Here is a 15,879-nt window from a genome sequence, read left to right as displayed (position 1 = left end):
GTTCGAGAATTGGTCGGCGGCAGCGTTGCTGCACCTCTCCCGCTTGCGGGGGAGGTCGGATCGCATCGAAGATGCGATCCGGGTGGGGGCTCTCTCCACAATACGACTCGTGGAGAGAGCCCCACCCCAGCCCTCCCCCGCAAGCGGGAGAGGGAGCGCACCGCCTCTGCGACTGCCGTTCAACCTAAGCCCGTCACGCGCTAGCGCACCGGCTCCTTGATCTCGTCTTCAGTCGTGACAGCCTGCGCTGGCCCCGCCGAGCGCACCATCAGGAACGTTCCCGAGTACGCCGTGCCGCGAATGCTCCAGCGGCCGTCGATCTCGGTCGCGTCGGCGTTGACCGCGCCTTCATAGTGGACCGTGTCATAGCCGTAGCCTCGCGGCTCGTAGCGTTTGACGAACGAGACGGCGCTGCCGGAGCGGTGACCCGCGAGCGAAGCATTGTGCGAGCTGAGCGGACAGCCCGGCATCACGCAGGGTTCGGTCACGCTGCCGCCGAGCGCGCCGCCGGCGTCGATCAGCGTCGCCAGGAACGTGACCATGCTGCCTGGCTGAACATAGCTGCCGTCCCAGACGCCGGTGAGATTGTCGGTCATGGTGCTCTTCCGGATTGCGCGTCGAATTGCAGTGATCGATGTGGTGCAGGTAGCGCCTCAACGCAAGTCGCGTGACCGGACCACACGTCGCGCCCGGTTGCCTGATCAGGCAAAAGGGTCTGTAATCCAGCGCAACAGATCAAGAAGAATTTCGGGAGCAGGACATGACGGGAGAGGCGAAGACTCACTACGAGGTGATCGTGGTCGGCGCCGGCGTTGCCGGCATCTACCAGATCAAGCGGCTCGCCGATCTCGGCGTTGAGGCCACCGTGCTCGAAGCCGCGCCCGATCTCGGCGGCACCTGGTACTGGAACCGCTATCCCGGCTGCCGCTTCGATTCCGAAAGCTACACCTACGGCTTCTCGTTCTCGCGCGAGCTGCTCGACGAGTGGCACTGGAAGGAGCGCTTCTCCGGCCAGCCCGAGAATCTGCGCTACCTCAATTATGTCGCCGACAAGTTCGACCTGCGCAAATACATGCAGTTTGGCTGCAAGGTCGAGGCGATGCAGTTCGACGAAACGCGCGATCTCTGGCAGCTCAGGATCAGCGACGGCCGCACCCTGACCTGCCGCTTCGTGGTGCTTGGGATCGGGCTGCTCTCGGCGCCGACCATGCCGCGCGTGCCCGGCACCTCCGACTTCAAGGGCCGCTCGTTCCACACCTACTATTGGCCGCACGAGCCGGTCGATCTCGCAGGCAAGAAGGTTGCCGTGATCGGCACCGGTGCCACCGGCATCCAGGTGATCGGCGAGATCGCCGACAAGGTCGGCGAGCTCACGGTGTTCCAGCGCCGGCCGAACTGGAGCGCGCCGCTCAACAACAGCGAGATCTCGGAAGCTGAAATGGCCGACATCCGCGCGCGCTATGACGAGATCTTCGCCGCCTGCGCACTGACGCCCGGCAGCTTCGTGCACGGCCCCGACAAGCGTGGCTTCTACGAGGTGAGCCGCGAGGAGCGGCTTAAGCTGTGGGACAGGCTCTACGACGAGCCCGGCTTCGGCATCTGGCTCGCGAACTTCCGCGAGATCTTCATGGATGAGGCCGCCAATGCGGAGCTGTCGGAATACATCGCCGGTCGCATCCGCGGCCGCGTGAAGGATCAGAAGGTCGCCGACAAGCTGATCCCGAGGGATCACGGCTTCGGCGTGCAGCGCCTGCCGCTGGAGACCCGGTACTTCGAGGCCTACAACCGCGACAATGTGCATCTCGTCGATCTCTCCGAGACGCCGCTGGTGCGCGTCACCGAGACCGGCCTGCGCACCACCGAGCGCGACTACGACTTCGACATCATCGTCTACGCCACCGGCTTCGACGCCATCACCGGCGCCTATGATCTGATCGACATATCAGGCATCGGCGGCGCAAAACTCGCCGACAAATGGAAGCAGGCGCCGTCGACCTTCCTCGGCATGCTCGTGCACGGCTTCCCGAACCTCTTGATGCCGACCGGCCCGCAAAGCGCCTCCGCGTCGACGAACTTCCCGCGCGGCATCGAGAACGGCGTCAACTGGTGCACCAACCTGCTGCAATACATGTGGGACCGCGGTCTGACCCGCGCCGACGCCGCGTTGGAAGCGCAGGAGCGTTGGACCGCGCATGTCAAAAAGATGTACGAGATCATGCTGATGCGCAAAGCCAAGGGCTGGTTCACCGGCTACAACTCCAACGTCCCCGGCCATGAGGAGGGGACGGTGCGCTACTTCGTCTACAACGGCGGCACGCCGAAGTTCTTGGGGATCATCAACGGCGTGGCGGCGGAGGGGTATCGGGAGATCGAGTTTGGTGGGGGCTCGGGTACCGACGTAAAGGTGGTGACGGTTAGTGCGTCGGCATAGACTTTCGTCTATCAGCGGCTTGATTCCGCCGCTTGCTCCATGACTACGTTTTTGTGGCGCAAGACCGAGATCAGGCTTAGATCGGTCCTATCAACCGTCTCAGTATTGCGTTCTGCGCTCGTACGGTATTCTATTAGAAGTAGCTACATGTCTAATCGCAGCTATGGCGCGAGCAAAGTGCAACGATGCAAAGAAAAGCAACCTTCCAATCCCTGTCCTGGCTATGGGATCTGTATAACAGGAATCTTCTAGAAATGGATCCTCCCTATCAACGGAGGAGCATCTGGAATCAACCCTACAAGGATTTCTTCGTCGACACGGTTCTCAATGAGTATCCCTGTCCAGCGATATTTCTTTACGAAGATATCGCCCCAGAAGGTGTGGCAAAGTACAGCGTTGTCGATGGTAAGCAGCGACTGCTTACTTTATTCGAGTTTGCCGGGAATCAATTTCCCGTCTCCTCCGAGGCGTCGATTGCAAAGCATCGCGACAAATACTTCAAAGATCTGGATGACGACACAAAGCGCGGTTTCTGGAGATATCAATTTGCTGTCGAATTCATCCCATCGGAGGATGAAAACCTCATCAATACGGTGTTCGACCGCATTAATCGAAATGTTGCCAAGCTAACTCGTCAAGAGTTGCGCCACGCAAAGTTTTCGGGGCTGTTTATCTCCAAGGTGGAGGAATTGTCGGAATGGACCTTCGCGACTCTTCCAAGGAATTTTCCGTTTATCCAGCCTGCATCGCGAAAGCAGATGCGAGATAGCGAATTCATCGCCCAACTCCTGTTGTTGATCGAAGAGGGACCGAAGTCTTATTCCCAAGACGATTTGGATGCTGCATTTAGCAGTCGCGACCCGGAATGGGAGAAGATGGAAGACACGGTGGGTGAGTATCGACAAGCGATCCAGAAGATCGATGAAATAGTGAGGAGTGATAATTCGGGCGATCTGGCGCGTACTCGGCTCAAGAACCAAGCCGATTTCTACTCGTTGGTCGGAGCCGTATGCTCCTTGTCCAGATCGGGTCAAGCGCCCGCTTCAGCACCGGCATTTAACCGTCTCGATCGCTTTATCGAAGTCGTTGAGGACGAGCAGAAGCGCAACGCCTTTCCTCCCGCCCTATCGTATTTTAACGCGAGCCGTGCAGCGTCTAACGATGCAGGACCCAGGCAAACCAGAATTAATACTCTAGTTGAAATTCTTTCCGGAAACATTGCGGTACCATAGGCAAATCCGTGAACATTCCGCAGCCCCTGATTAAGGCGTACGGGGAACTCACGCCCTATCTGCAAGAGATCGAACAACGTTTAACGAATTCGTTGCGGCCTTATGCCCAATCAAACTTGCTTCCGCTCATAGCTCGCATAAAGACGATCGAATCGGCAGCAGAAAAAATTGAGACCGGTCGATATGGTTCCTTCGAGGAGTTGGACGATCTCGTTGCGTGTACGATGGTTATTCCTAACCTACCTCACGAGGAGGCAGCGTTAGACTACTGTAGTCGGGTTTTCCGTATCGTCGACGTTAAGCGAAGGTCGTCCACGAGAAAATCACCGGAAGTGTTTCGTTTCGATTCCACAAGATTGTACGGGTTTATCAACATGCCCGAGGGTCTCGATGTCGGGGATTCACTCTCGATTTTCGACATTAAGTTCGAAATTCAAATTCGAACAGCATTTGAACACGCGTGGACTGTTTCTACGCATCCCCTTACCTACAAGTCAGACAATATTGATTGGAGGCGATTTCGGCTTGCCGCCCAAATAAAATCCGCGACGGAGCAACTCGATCTTTCCATCGTCCAGTTTGAACAGCTTGCAGCGGCAATTAGCGAATCGCCGTGGCCTGAGCTGAAAGACAGGCAACGAGTGGTCGACTTGATCGAAAAGCTGAATTCCGATGGGGTAATCCCGAGCGAAGCTGGCCCGAAGGACATGACGCGGTTCGCGGAAAACTTGACGTCGATGATTCGGGCGTCGAAAAAGAAGGTAAGGTTAGAAGACGCTCTATCTGAATTAGACATACGTCTGCGAGCGTTCACCGAGGAGTCATTTCCGAGAAGCGCGTCACTCCTGCAAGTATGTATGGGAATGCTTTGCCAGGGCGGAATGCTGACTGGGCCGCTACAAAAATACTCCTGCCACGTAACCGAGCAGTTGGTGCAACTCTTTCCTGAAGTGCGCGCTCTCACTCCAGTCTTCAAGTACGACAAGAAAAACTAGTAGGCAGGGAGGCATGGCGCGCCCATCTGGACAGGAGCGTCCGCCGATTGATATTTTGTCGCCCAGCCTGTGAGTCGGCGCAACAAGGGCATTCGGGCCTTAAGTGGAGAGCGCTCCATCGCGGCAGCGACGCCGTGCAAGCCGGCGTCGCCGTCGGCTCCTCACAACACCCGATTGCTCTCCTTCACCTTGTCCGCATCGAGATACAGGTTCTCGCCCATCTCCTTGAACTTGGCGCTCATCGTTGCCATGCCGTCCTCGATCGTGCCTGAGATCGACGCTCCGACGCCGGTCGGATCGTTGAGTGTCGCGGCGTAGTCGCGGACGTCCTGGGTGATCTTCATCGAGCAGAACTTCGGGCCGCACATCGAGCAGAAATGCGCGACCTTGTGGGCTTCCTTCGGCAGGGTCTCGTCGTGGAAGTTCTTCGCGGTCTCGGGGTCGAGGCCGAGGTTGAACTGGTCCTGCCAGCGGAAGTCGAAGCGGGCACGCGACAGCGCGTCGTCGCGGAGCTGCGCGGCGGGGTGGCCCTTGGCCAAGTCGGACGCGTGCGCCGCGATCTTGTAGGTGATGACGCCGACCTTGACGTCGTTGCGGTCGGGGAGACCCAGATGCTCCTTCGGCGTGACGTAGCAGAGCATCGCGCAGCCGAACCAGCCGATCATCGCCGCGCCAATGCCCGAGGTGATGTGGTCATAGCCCGGCGCGATGTCGGTGGTCAGCGGGCCCAACGTATAGAACGGCGCCTCGCCGCATTCCTTGAGCTGCTTGTCCATGTTGATCTTGATCTTGTGCATCGGCACATGGCCGGGGCCCTCGATCATGACCTGGCAGCCCTTGTCCCACGCGATCTTGGTGAGTTCGCCGAGCGTCTCCAGCTCGGCGAACTGCGCGCGGTCGTTGGCATCGGCGATCGAGCCGGGGCGCAGGCCGTCGCCGAGCGAGAATGAGACGTCATACTTGCGCATGAGGTCGCAGATCTCGTCGAAATGGGTGTAGAGGAAGCTCTCCTTGTGATGCGCCAGGCACCACTTCGCCATGATCGAGCCGCCGCGCGACACGATGCCGGTGACGCGGTTCGCGGTGAGGTGGATGTAGGACAGCCGCACGCCGGCGTGGATCGTGAAATAGTCGACGCCCTGTTCGCACTGCTCGATCAACGTGTCCTTGTAGAGCTCCCAGGTCAGCTTGACGGGATCGCCTTCGCACTTCTCCAGCGCCTGATAAATCGGCACGGTGCCGATCGGTACCGGCGAGTTGCGCAAAATCCATTCGCGGGTGGTGTGGATGTTGCGCCCGGTCGAGAGGTCCATCACGGTGTCGGCGCCCCAGCGGATCGCCCACACCATCTTGTCGACCTCTTCCTCGACCGACGAGGTCACCGCCGAGTTGCCGATATTGGCGTTGATCTTGGTCAGGAAGTTGCGGCCGATGATCATCGGCTCGAGCTCGGCATGGTTGATGTTGGAGGGGATGATGGCGCGGCCGCGCGCGATCTCGCTGCGGACGAACTCCGGGGTGATGAAGGCCGGCACCGCGGCACCGAAGCTTTCGCCATCGGCAAGGGCGGCCTCGGCACGCTCGAGCTGCTGCTTGCGGCCGAGATTCTCGCGCTCGGCGACGTAGATCATCTCCTTGGTGATGATGCCGGCGCGGGCGAACTCCAGCTGCGTGATCTTGTGGCCGTCGAGGCCGCGCAAGGGCTTGTGGTGCGCGGTGAAGGCCTTGGCGGCGTGCGATGCGCCGACATTGCCGTTGTCCTCCGGCTTGATGGTGCGGCCCTGATATTCCTCGACGCCGCCGCGTTCCTTGACCCAGGCGAGGCGATTGCGCGGCAGGCCGCTGTTGACGTCGATCGTCACGGCCGGATCGGTGTAGGGGCCCGAGGTGTCATAGACCGGCAGGTTCGGCTCGCCGGCGCCCTCGGACAGGATGATCTCGCGCAAGGGAACGCGGATGTCGGGCGCGGCCTCAGGGATTGCAAAGATCTTGCGCGAGGAGGGCAGCGAGCCTGTCGTGACGGCGGGGAGCGTGGTGTCGGGGTTGGAGCGGATGTTCATGAGATCCTCCGTTTAGTTCGTTGGCATCGCTGCGCGTGAATTGAGTACCGCTGTCATCCCCGCGAAAGCGGGGATCCAGTATTCCAGAGGCCGCGGGGGGATACGGAGACGCCGCGGCGTACTGGATCGCCCGGTCGAGCCGGGCGATGACGGCAGAGTGTGTGTGGCGAGGGTTGTATTCATCACGCGGCCTCCGCACGGAGGCCGAGCCATTGCCGCACCCGCGCGTCGGGGTCGGCGTTCTGGGTGACGTCACTGACGACGGCGATCGAATCGGCGCCGGCGGCGAAGATCTCGGCGGCGTGCTCGAACTTGATGCCGCCGATCGCAACAAGCGGGATCGCGCCGATCCGCTTCTTCCACTCGGTGATCTTGGGTATGCCCTGCGGCGCGAACCGCATCGACTTCAACGTCGTGAAGAAGATCGGGCCGAGCGCGACATAGTCGGGCTTCGCCGCGACCGCGGTGGCGAGCTCGGAATCGTCATGGGTGGAGACGCCGAGCGTGAGCTTGGCTTTGCGGATTTCAGAGAGGTCAGCGTCGGCAAGGTCTTCCTGGCCGAGATGCAGGTGCTCGGCGCCGGCGACGATCGCCGCGCGCCAATAGTCGTTGACGACGAGCTTTGTCGGCGTGCCCTTCGTGATAGCCAGCGCGTCGCTGACGATCTGCAGCGCCTCGGCATCGTCGAGCTCCTTGGCGCGCAGCTGGATGGTGCCGACGCCGAGTTTGGTCAGTCGCTCGACCCATTTGATGCTGTCGACGACGGGATAGAACGGATCAGGATACGGCATGCCAGAACGGGGTCCCAACGACAGGGGTGGAGGGGGAGGCGAAGTCGCGGGCTTCCATCAGCCCGGCTTCATAGGCGATGCGGCCGGCCTCGACGCCGAGGCGGAAGGCATTGGCCATCGCAACGGGATCGGCGGCTTTCGCCACCGCGGTGTTGAGCAACACGGCGTCATAGCCGAGCTCGAGCGCTTCGGCGGCGTGCGACGGCGCGCCGAGCCCGGCGTCGACCACCAGCGTGATGTCGGGCAGGCGGTCGCGCAAAAGCTTCAGCGCGTCGCGGTTGGTGATGCCTTTTGCACTTCCTATCGGCGCGGCCCACGGCATCACCACCTTGCAGCCGGCCTCGACCAGCCGCGAGGCGACCGAGAAATCCTCGGTGCAATAGGGGAACACTTCAAAACCGTCCTTGATCAGGATGGTGGCGGCCTCGACAAGGCCGACCACGTCGGGCTGCAGCGTGTCGTTGTCGCCGATCACTTCGAGCTTGATCCAGGGCGTGCCGAACAATTCGCGCGCCAGCTTTGCGGTGGTCACCGCCTCGCGCACGCTGCGGCAGCCCGCGGTGTTCGGCAGCACGGTGACGCCGAGCTCGCGGATCAGCGCCCAGAACGCATCGCCGGTCTTGCCGCCCGCCGCCTCGCGCCGCAGCGACACCGTGACGATGCTGGCGCCCGAGGCACGGATCGCGCCCTGCATGATCGCGGGCGACGCATACAGCGCCGTGCCGATCAGCAGGCGCGAGGGGAAGGATTTGCCGTAGAAGGTGACCATGATCCGTGGTGTCTCCTCAAATCAAGCTGTCGTCCCTGCGAAAGCAGGGACCCATAACCACGATCGGCAATTGCCGGAGGGAACGTCGCCCCGCGTGCCTCATTGAAGGGCCGCGGAGTATGGGTCCCTGCTTTCGCAGGGACGACACGGGGAGGGAGCGTGCGAACAAACTCACATCACCCTCCCTGCCGCGGCGTAATGATCTCGATCTCGTCGCCGGCCTTGAGCGCGGTGTCGGCCCAGCGGCCCTTCGGCACCACGTCGTAATTCACTGCGATCGCGAAATGGGTGCCCTCGTAGTCGAGCTCGGCGAGAAGCGCATCGACGCTCAAAGCCGCGATCTCCCGCTGCTCGCCGTTGATGATCACGCGCATTGCATCACCTCATTGTCGATTTCGCCGCGCGAAAGATAGGCGAGCGTCAGCTCGGCCAGCGCCGGCGCGAGCAGGAAGCCGTGACGGTAGAGCCCGTTCACCGTGATGCGTTCCTGCTCGATCCTGATTTTCGGCAGATTGTCCGGAAAGGCCGGGCGCAGGCCGGCGCCGAATTCGACGATGCGCGCCTCACCGAACGCCGGATGCACGACATAGGCGGCCCCTAACAGCTCGAGCGCCGAGCGCACGCTGACGCCGTTGTCTTCGGCCTCGATCGAGGTCGCCCCCAGCATGAAGCGGCCATCGCCGCGCGGGATCACGTAAAGCGGCCAGCGCGGATGGATCAGCCGCACCGGGCGCAACAATTCGACCTCGGCGGTCTCGATGACGATCATCTCGCCCTTGACGCCGCGCAGGCTCGGCTCGCGGTCGCGCCCGGCAAGACCGCGGCAGTCGATCACGAGGCCGTCGAGATCATCAGCTTCGGCGTCGCTGCCGAACTTGATGGCGCCGCCGGCCTTGGCGATCGCGGCATGCAGCCGCGGCAGCACGCGGCGCGGCTCGACATGGCCCTCCTCGGGATAGAACAGGCCACTACCGAAGCGGCCCTCGAGCGACGGTTCGAGTTCGCGGACGCCGTCGGCGTCGAGCCGGCGATAACCAGTGGTGAGGCGGGCAAAGCGCTCGAAATCGGCGCGGTCGCGCGGATGCGCCACCACCAGCGAGCCGCTGAACGCCGTTTCCGGAAAATGCCGTCGCCACAGGTCGAGCGAGCGAATGCCGAGCCGCGAGATCACGGGCTCGGAGGCTTCCGCCTCGCACCAGGGCGCGAGCATTCCGCCGGCCCAATGGCTTGTGGATTGCGTCATCGCAGCGTCACTGCGCTCATGCAGGGTGACGGCACGTCCGGCCTCTGCGAGCAACAACGCATGCCAGGCGCCGGTTATGCCTGCGCCGATGATGGAGACGGGGGAATCCCCCCGCAGTCTTGACGTCTGGTACATCCCTGTCCCTTCGCCGGCATGACCCGGATCAGGTTCAAAGGGTCACCGCGGTCCCGAACTGATCGCCATGGTGGCGAAGTCCAAGCTTGCGGTATCTCAGCTCCTCCTTCGGAGCACCCCTCGGAACGCCCCTAATGTAGGCGGATGGGCGGATGTGTCAACTTGTATGCCACGAGCTGCACCGCGGCGTGCGCAGAGCGCTCGTGCCCCGGACGCAGCGCAGCGCGACAGCGGTGCGCTGCTGAGCCGGGGCCTATTCGCGCGAAACGCAGGTCCCGGCTCTGCGGAGCAACGCTTGCACGTTGCACCGCGTCCGGGACACGCAAACACTTATTTGGAAGCCTGTTCCGGCTTCGGCTCGGCGGTCTCGGCCGACATCTGGTCTTGCTTGGCGAGCTCCTTCGGTGGCGCGCCCGCGCCGCCATGCATCGCCTCCTTAAGGTGACCGCCGCGCTGCCGCTTTGCGACGTAGTAATACCCGCCCGCGAAATAACGCACGGCTCGATCGAAATCGCCATTGGCGGCGCGATAGGCGCCGGCGAGGTATTTGACGCCGTATTTGAGGTTGGTCGCGGCGTCGCGCAGACCTTCGGCGGTACCGGTGTAGCCGACCCCGCGGGCGGTCGCGAGCTTGATCTGCATCATCCCGATGGCGCCGCCGCGCCCGATCAGCTGCGGATGGTACTTGCTCTCGCGCACGATGACGCGATGCACCAGCTCTTCCGGCACCAGGTTGGCCTGGGCCTCGGCCGCCACCATTGCCTCATATTGCGCCCGCGATTGTGCGCGCGCACTGGCGCAGGACGCCAGCACCGCGATCGCGGCGGCAAGGCAGCTAAGGCTCTGAATGGTCTTCATCTCGGGTCGCCCGGGGTGATCAAACGCGCGTCGGTTCTGCGGTCTCAATGGTACGGCGAGCGGGCAGGAATGTGGCAAAACCTTCGCATCAGCGAACGTTCTGCGTCCGTGATTGTCCGGGTGCGGGTGAAGCGGACGACGCGATAGCGAAGACAGATGCATCAAATTGTTTGCTTCAATCGTCTCAGCCGAAAATTGTTTTGGTCTCCGATTTTCTCGCTCGCTTTGTGCCGCACACTATCCACAGCGGATTGTCGTGCAAACGACTCGATGAAGGTCTACACTCCTCAGTGACAGCGAGCGTGTTGAGTCAGCACGTCTGTCCATTCAAAAGCACGCAAGAAACAACATTCGGGAGATGCGCCATGGTCCGTCAGGACACCGGCTATATGCCTCGCGAAAATCCCTGCGCGCAATGCGGCAAGCCGATCGCCCGGCCCGATTGGGTGGAGCACAGCGAGGGGCGCACGTCGTTCCTGTGGAATTGCCGCGCCTGCAATTACCGCTTCGAGGCGATCGCGATCTACGACACAGCGCAGCTCACGCCGCTCGCCGCCTGATGCCTTGATTATCGGTTCGGTTTCGTCGCCGATCAGCCCCGGTTGATCAGGCCGCGGACTTCCGTGGCGAATGCAGCAGCAGTTGCCGCGCCGGCAGTTCGATCCGGACCACGAGCCCATGCGGCTTGCGATCGTGCAGCGACAGCGTGCCGCCATGCGCGAGCACGATGGCGTTGGCGATCGACAGGCCAAGGCCAAAGCCTTCGGCCTCGTCCATGTTGCGCGCGTGGTCGCCGCGCACGAACGGCTCCAGCACGCTTGCCTTGTGCGCGTCCGAAATGCCGGGGCCGTCATCCTCGATGTCGATGACGAGGCGATCCGGCTTGACGTCGAGGCGAACCGCAACTTCGCCGCCGAAGCGCACGGCATTGTCGACCAGATTGGTGATGCTGCGATGCAGGTCGGCCGGCCGTGCGGTCGCCATCGCGTGCTGCGGACCTTCGTAGCTGACCTTGTGTCCCATGTCGGCGAACTGGTCGGTAACGAGGTGCAGCGTGCTCGCGATGTCGACCAGCGTCATCTCCTCGAGCTTGCGGTCGTTGCGCAGGAACGACAGCACCGATTCCAGCATCGTGCGCATCTGGTCGAGGTCGCGCAGCATGCGGTGGCGATGGGTCTCGTCCTCGATGAATTCGGCGCGCAGCCGCATCCGCGTGATCGGTGTGCGCAGGTCGTGGCTGATCGCGGCCAGCATCTTGGTGCGGTCGTCGATCAATGCCGTGATGCGCTCGCGCATCCGGTTCAGCGCCTTGGCCAGCGAGCGGATCTCTTCGGGGCCGCGTTCGGGCAGCGGCGCGGCCGCGCCGTTCAGGCTGAAGGTCTCCGCGGCCTTGACGAAGGATGACAGCGGCGCCGTCAGCGCCCATGCCGCCCACAGGCCGAGCAAGGTGACGCTGATGACGGCGAACAGCACCGTCATCATCCACGGCCCGCCCCAGAACGGCCGCATGTGTTGGTCCGGCATCAGGTTCGCGGCGAACATGCTGCCATCCGGTAGCCGGATCGCGACGCGGCGGATCTCGTTGTCATGCGGCGTGCCGCCCGCCTCGCGCGGCAGCTGGAAGACACGATAGCCGGCGCCGAGCCGGCGCAGCGCGTGCAGGCTCGGCGTGTCGGTCTCGGTGAGGGCGCTGGTATCGGACGTGAAATCACCGATCGCAAGCTGCGGGAAGGCTCTGATGACGTCGGCCTGGAGCCGCGGCCGCTCCGATGCCGGCGCGTGCCCGAGCAGTTGTGCGGCGGCGGCGAGCTGGGTGTGCCAGCGATCGGACGGCTCCGGCCGGTCCGGGCGATGGATCAGGAAGGTGGCGGTGATGATCAGGTGCAGCGCGACGATCGAGACGACGACCAGCGCCGCCATCTGGGCGCCGATCCCCCGCAGACTCAGCACGCGCAGCAGCTTCATGGTCAGTTGCTCGTGGCGGCAACCGCCTCCACCCTCGGCGTGAACACATAGCCGCCGGACCGCACCGTCTTGATCATGGTGGCTTCCTGCGGATCGGGCTCGATCTTGCGTCTGATACGGCTGACCAAGACGTCGATCGAACGCTCGAACGAGCCGGCGCTGCGGCCCTGCGTCAGGTCGAGCAGGCTGTCGCGCGACAGCACGCGGCCGGGTCGTTCGCAGAAGGTGCGCAGCAGGTCGAATTCGGCGCTGGTCATGGCGACGCGCGCCCCTTCGGGGTTGCGCAGCTCGCGCAGACGGATGTCGATGCGCCAGCCGAGGAAGGTCAGCGTGGTCGCCCCCTCGATCGCGCTGGCGTTGCGCGCGGCGGCCTGCCGGCGCAGCACTGCATTGATGCGCGCCAGCAGCTCGCGCGGGTTGAACGGCTTGGCCAGGTAATCGTCGGCGCCCATCTCGAGGCCGAGGATGCGGTCGACGTCCTCGCCGCGCGCGGTCAGCATGATAATCGGCGTCTGCGACTCCGCGCGCACCTTGCGGCACAGGCTGAGGCCGTCCTCGCCCGGCAGCATGACGTCGAGCACCAGCAGATCCACGCGGTGGTCGGTCATGGCCTTGGCCATCTCGCGGCCGTCGGAAGCGGTCGTGACATGGCAGGAATTGGTGCGGAGATATTTTGCGATGAGAGACCGCGTTTCGCGGTCGTCCTCGACGACGAGGATATTGGGCGCAGCCTGGGTCATACCGACTCTTTTGTCCGTGATTCGGGGGAAGCGGCTCAGGAATTTTGTTTCAGTGTATTTCTGGAATCTTGCCCGGCATAACGAGTTAACAGGTCGACGCTGTGGAGAAAAGTTATCGTTCTGTCATCAAGCCTAATCTGTTGAAATACGGGCGGAAGTCTCCGATGCCGCACGCCGGTCCCGCGGCGATATGGCGGCACGGAAAAGGGAAGGGCGGCTGCCATAACCAGGGCCGGAACCCGTTCCCCCGGCGACGCGTTATTTCTCTTTCAGGCCAGGAGGGTGAGATGGCTGTCGAGGTCAGGACAAGGCCGCATCAGCTCATTGCAAGCGATCGCGTTGAAGGGACGGCGGTGCGCCGCGCCAATGGCGACATGATCGGCCATATCGAGCGGCTGATGATCGACAAGATCTCGGGCAAGGTGTCGTACGCGGTGCTGAGCTTCGGCGGCTTCCTCGGGATCGGAACCAATCTGCTTCCGCTGCCGTGGGGCCGGCTGCACTACAACTCGAAGTTCGAGGCCTATGAGCTCGACATCGAGGATGACGAGCTGAAGCGCGCGCCGTCGTTCCGCGCCGACAAGGATTTCGATTGGGGCGACCGCTCGCAGGAAGTCGAGCTGCATCGCTTCTACGGCGTGCCGCCCTATTGGGGCGGCTTCTGAGCGCGGCACGTCGCGCTCAATCAGCTTCCGAGGCGCGGGCGCGCTGCGGCATGCGCGTGCGGATGAGCGCGGTTCGCCGGGACGACTTAGTGAGCCAAACATCGTCACATCAGGGACTGCGCGTCCGGCGCGGTCGTGAGGCTCAACCGCAGCCTGCTTGAGAGATCACGATCGCTTTCGTCAAGGACCGCAACGTTCCATGCGTCGGAAGGTGCGCAACCCTCGGGCTTGCCGCATCGCTTCCATGGCGTTCCCAGCATCGGGCGCGACCAAGCGCGACCAAGGAAGAGTTGAAGATGATGCCCGAGTTCAAATACGCGACCGACTAACGCGGATTACGTTGCCTGAAAGACGAATGCGCCCGGCCATGCCAGGCGCATTTGTCGTAAAGTGCATGAAATCCGCGTTTGTTGGCGGTGTCACCAGCCGAGTTCACGCAAATAAGCAGCGCGGGCGGCGATGCCGGTGTGGGTGAAATCGGTGAAGACGCCATCCACGCCGAGACGGAAGAACTTCAGATATTCCAGGCTCGGGTCGGCGCGATAGTCGGCCGCCAGATATTTCTTCTCGTTCCGGAACGTAAAGACATGCACGAACAGGCCGAGCTTGTGCGCGTCGGCAATCACGCTGGTGGCGTCCTGCGTCGACGCGTCCGCCGTCGATCCCTTGTAGGGCGTGCCGTCGGCGTTGTTGTCCTTCCACGGTGAGATCTTGTAGGGCACGATATAGGCCTTCCACGGACCGATGCCGTCGGCGTAGGTCTTGATCTCCGCAAGGCCCGCAGGCGTCAGCATCGCATCGAAGGTGCGACCGTCACCCGCGACCGTCCAGTCGTACGGACGGGAATTGGCGATGTTATTGAGCAGCACCTTGCCGGTCTTGAAGTCAACGCCGTTGCCGTCGATCAGCTGGACCTGCCGCGTTTCCAGTCCATGGCTGCGCATGTATTTCAGGCTGCCGGGCTCGAAGCTCTGAACGATGATCGGCGCGTCCTTCGCGTTGAGGCCGTTATCCCTGATGATCTTGATCAGGGCGTCCTCGAGCGGGTGGCTGCCGGGCGCGCCGCAGCCATTGGCGATGGCCTGGGCATTGTTCCAGGTCGGATTCTTGGTTTCCGGATAGACCGAGATCGTGCGCCCCGTCGCCTTGCTCTTGGCCTTGGCGATGTCGATGATGTCCTGGAAGCTGATGATCGGAAACTTGCCGTTGAACAGTTTTGGCCGTTCGTTGGCTGCATCATAAGTGGTGCCGGCGATCCAGGTCTTCAGCTCGGCCATGGTGAAATCGGTGATCGACCAATCGTTGGTGTGGTCGTCGCCGTCGACGATCAGCGCCTTCAGCACCGATTTGGGATCGGCCGGATCGATCAGGTCGGTGGGATATTCGGCCGGCCCGCTGGTCGGCGTTTGCGCCCATTTCACCTTGACGGCAACGCCCGGCGCCGTGCGCTTGCGGGCCGCAACCGCGGCATTGGTCTTCGCCACTTCGGCAACGTTGGTGTTGTCGCCCAGCCATGGATTGTGGCGTGCCACCAGCACGCAATCCTTGGTCAGATGCAGGTCCTCTTCGAGCGCGTCGGTGCCGAGATCGGCGGCCAGCTCATACGATGCCTCGGTCTCCTCGGGCACCAGGCCCGGCACGCCGCGATGCCCGATCACGAGCGGCTGCTTGCCGTCGACGGTCAGGAACGGCTTGGCGCCGGCCGGCGCCGGGCCGGTTTGCGCTGACGCCATCGACGGCAGCAGGACCGCCAAAGCCGCAGCACCGAGCAGCATCGCGCCAACATGCAGCTTCCGTCGCGAACGAATCTGCCTCACGGCCAAGTCTCCATTTTTTGCGTGGCATCGGGGCGATGCCATAAGGGCCGAGCCGAACAGGGCCGACGCTGTTGTCTTCTTGTCGCAATCTTCTGACAGTCCGATGACTGTTGGGCAAGGCGAGCAGACAAAGCTTCCGGGAGGCGCCGGAGGGCGCAGGTCATCGCGGTTCGCGGCC

At 62.7% G+C, this 15,879-nt stretch carries 15 protein-coding genes and 1 riboswitch; of the genes, 5 read left to right on the top strand and 10 right to left on the bottom strand.

Annotated features, from left to right (window positions below; translation table 11 throughout):
- Positions 1-200: 200 nt before the first annotated feature.
- Positions 201-596 (bottom strand): hypothetical protein, encoded by a 396-nt coding sequence (locus tag Q0030_RS23230; protein WP_298372035.1) that lies wholly within the window; start codon positions 594-596, stop codon positions 201-203.
- A 164-nt stretch (positions 597-760) separates the two neighbouring features.
- Here Q0030_RS23230 and Q0030_RS23225 point away from each other — a divergent pair, with 164 nt between their 5' ends.
- The 3 genes from Q0030_RS23225 to Q0030_RS23215 all read left to right on the top strand — a co-directional run bounded on the left by Q0030_RS23225 (position 761) and on the right by Q0030_RS23215 (position 4,658).
- Positions 761-2,431 (top strand): NAD(P)/FAD-dependent oxidoreductase, encoded by a 1,671-nt coding sequence (locus tag Q0030_RS23225; protein ID WP_298372034.1) that lies wholly within the window; start codon positions 761-763, stop codon positions 2,429-2,431.
- Positions 2,432-2,616: 185 nt separating this feature from the next.
- The gene (locus tag Q0030_RS23220) at positions 2,617-3,663 is read left to right on the top strand and encodes a DUF262 domain-containing protein (protein WP_363323480.1); all 1,047 of its coding nucleotides are present in this window, start codon (positions 2,617-2,619) and stop codon (positions 3,661-3,663) included.
- A gap of 8 nt (positions 3,664-3,671) precedes the next feature.
- Positions 3,672-4,658, top strand: coding sequence for a RelA/SpoT domain-containing protein (locus tag Q0030_RS23215; RefSeq protein WP_298372030.1), 987 nt, complete (start codon positions 3,672-3,674; stop codon positions 4,656-4,658).
- A 161-nt stretch (positions 4,659-4,819) separates the two neighbouring features.
- Here Q0030_RS23215 and thiC read toward each other — a convergent pair whose 3' ends face one another.
- The 6 genes from thiC to Q0030_RS23185 form a co-directional block, all read right to left on the bottom strand.
- The gene (gene thiC / locus Q0030_RS23210) at positions 4,820-6,718 is read right to left on the bottom strand and encodes a phosphomethylpyrimidine synthase ThiC (RefSeq protein WP_298372028.1); all 1,899 of its coding nucleotides are present in this window, start codon (positions 6,716-6,718) and stop codon (positions 4,820-4,822) included.
- Positions 6,719-6,900: 182 nt separating this feature from the next.
- Complete coding sequence (locus Q0030_RS23205; RefSeq protein WP_298372026.1) at positions 6,901-7,509, bottom strand: thiamine phosphate synthase; 609 nt, start codon at positions 7,507-7,509, stop codon at positions 6,901-6,903.
- Positions 7,496-8,278, bottom strand: a complete 783-nt coding sequence (locus Q0030_RS23200; RefSeq protein WP_298372024.1) for a thiazole synthase — start codon at positions 8,276-8,278, stop codon at positions 7,496-7,498. Before Q0030_RS23200 ends, Q0030_RS23205 begins: the two co-directional genes overlap by 14 nt.
- Positions 8,279-8,454: 176 nt before the next feature.
- Positions 8,455-8,652, bottom strand: coding sequence for a sulfur carrier protein ThiS (gene thiS, locus Q0030_RS23195; RefSeq protein WP_298372023.1), 198 nt, complete (start codon positions 8,650-8,652; stop codon positions 8,455-8,457).
- Positions 8,643-9,656, bottom strand: coding sequence for an FAD-dependent oxidoreductase (locus Q0030_RS23190; RefSeq protein ID WP_298372021.1), 1,014 nt, complete (start codon positions 9,654-9,656; stop codon positions 8,643-8,645). Before Q0030_RS23190 ends, thiS begins: the two co-directional genes overlap by 10 nt.
- A riboswitch (TPP riboswitch) is annotated at positions 9,644-9,787 on the bottom strand. (Overlaps the previous gene by 13 nt.)
- A 199-nt stretch (positions 9,788-9,986) precedes the next feature.
- On the bottom strand, positions 9,987-10,514 hold the full coding sequence (locus tag Q0030_RS23185) for a lytic transglycosylase domain-containing protein (protein WP_298372019.1): 528 nt from the start codon (positions 10,512-10,514) through the stop codon (positions 9,987-9,989).
- A 365-nt stretch (positions 10,515-10,879) separates the two neighbouring features.
- Between Q0030_RS23185 and Q0030_RS23180 the strand changes: the two genes are divergently transcribed.
- Positions 10,880-11,074 carry a hypothetical protein gene (locus tag Q0030_RS23180; RefSeq protein ID WP_050403193.1) on the top strand — a complete coding sequence of 65 codons (195 nt, stop codon included), beginning with the start codon at positions 10,880-10,882 and terminating at the stop codon, positions 11,072-11,074.
- A gap of 46 nt (positions 11,075-11,120) precedes the next feature.
- Here Q0030_RS23180 and Q0030_RS23175 read toward each other — a convergent pair whose 3' ends face one another.
- Both Q0030_RS23175 and Q0030_RS23170 read right to left on the bottom strand, forming a co-directional pair.
- Positions 11,121-12,479: an ATP-binding protein gene (locus tag Q0030_RS23175; protein WP_298372017.1), complete on the bottom strand. Its 1,359-nt coding sequence runs from the start codon at positions 12,477-12,479 to the stop codon at positions 11,121-11,123.
- Positions 12,480-12,481: 2 nt separating this feature from the next.
- Positions 12,482-13,219 carry a response regulator gene (locus Q0030_RS23170; RefSeq protein ID WP_021079973.1) on the bottom strand — a complete coding sequence of 246 codons (738 nt, stop codon included), beginning with the start codon at positions 13,217-13,219 and terminating at the stop codon, positions 12,482-12,484.
- A 287-nt stretch (positions 13,220-13,506) separates the two neighbouring features.
- Between Q0030_RS23170 and Q0030_RS23165 the strand changes: the two genes are divergently transcribed.
- Positions 13,507-13,884, top strand: coding sequence for a PRC-barrel domain-containing protein (locus Q0030_RS23165; RefSeq protein ID WP_298372014.1), 378 nt, complete (start codon positions 13,507-13,509; stop codon positions 13,882-13,884).
- Between the two features lie 419 nt (positions 13,885-14,303).
- On the opposite strand, the gene Q0030_RS23160 is transcribed toward Q0030_RS23165, so the two are convergent.
- A complete protein-coding gene (locus tag Q0030_RS23160) occupies positions 14,304-15,701 on the bottom strand; it encodes a glycerophosphodiester phosphodiesterase family protein (protein WP_298372012.1) in 1,398 nt (465 codons plus the stop codon).
- Positions 15,702-15,879 lie beyond the last annotated feature (178 nt).

The sequence above is a fragment of the uncultured Bradyrhizobium sp. genome (assembly GCF_947648125.1).
GTDB lineage: Bacteria > Pseudomonadota > Alphaproteobacteria > Rhizobiales > Xanthobacteraceae > Bradyrhizobium.
Note: the sequence above shows the minus strand (reverse complement) of the source record. Positions and strands in the feature narration are given on the sequence as shown.

What these genes read in the sequence shown, in the direction of transcription:
- Q0030_RS23230 (WP_298372035.1), bottom strand. Translation starts at nt 596, where the DNA reads ATGACCGACAATCTCACCGGCGTCTGGGACGGCAGCTATGTTCAGCCA.
- Q0030_RS23225 (WP_298372034.1), top strand. Translation starts at nt 761, where the DNA reads ATGACGGGAGAGGCGAAGACTCACTACGAGGTGATCGTGGTCGGCGCC.
- Q0030_RS23220 (WP_363323480.1), top strand. Translation starts at nt 2,617, where the DNA reads ATGCAAAGAAAAGCAACCTTCCAATCCCTGTCCTGGCTATGGGATCTG.
- thiC (WP_298372028.1), bottom strand. Translation starts at nt 6,718, where the DNA reads ATGAACATCCGCTCCAACCCCGACACCACGCTCCCCGCCGTCACGACA.
- Q0030_RS23205 (WP_298372026.1), bottom strand. Translation starts at nt 7,509, where the DNA reads ATGCCGTATCCTGATCCGTTCTATCCCGTCGTCGACAGCATCAAATGG.
- Q0030_RS23200 (WP_298372024.1), bottom strand. Translation starts at nt 8,278, where the DNA reads ATGGTCACCTTCTACGGCAAATCCTTCCCCTCGCGCCTGCTGATCGGC.
- thiS (WP_298372023.1), bottom strand. Translation starts at nt 8,652, where the DNA reads ATGCGCGTGATCATCAACGGCGAGCAGCGGGAGATCGCGGCTTTGAGC.
- Q0030_RS23190 (WP_298372021.1), bottom strand. Translation starts at nt 9,656, where the DNA reads ATGTACCAGACGTCAAGACTGCGGGGGGATTCCCCCGTCTCCATCATC.
- Q0030_RS23185 (WP_298372019.1), bottom strand. Translation starts at nt 10,514, where the DNA reads ATGAAGACCATTCAGAGCCTTAGCTGCCTTGCCGCCGCGATCGCGGTG.
- Q0030_RS23180 (WP_050403193.1), top strand. Translation starts at nt 10,880, where the DNA reads ATGGTCCGTCAGGACACCGGCTATATGCCTCGCGAAAATCCCTGCGCG.
- Q0030_RS23175 (WP_298372017.1), bottom strand. Translation starts at nt 12,479, where the DNA reads ATGAAGCTGCTGCGCGTGCTGAGTCTGCGGGGGATCGGCGCCCAGATG.
- Q0030_RS23170 (WP_021079973.1), bottom strand. Translation starts at nt 13,219, where the DNA reads ATGACCCAGGCTGCGCCCAATATCCTCGTCGTCGAGGACGACCGCGAA.
- Q0030_RS23165 (WP_298372014.1), top strand. Translation starts at nt 13,507, where the DNA reads ATGGCTGTCGAGGTCAGGACAAGGCCGCATCAGCTCATTGCAAGCGAT.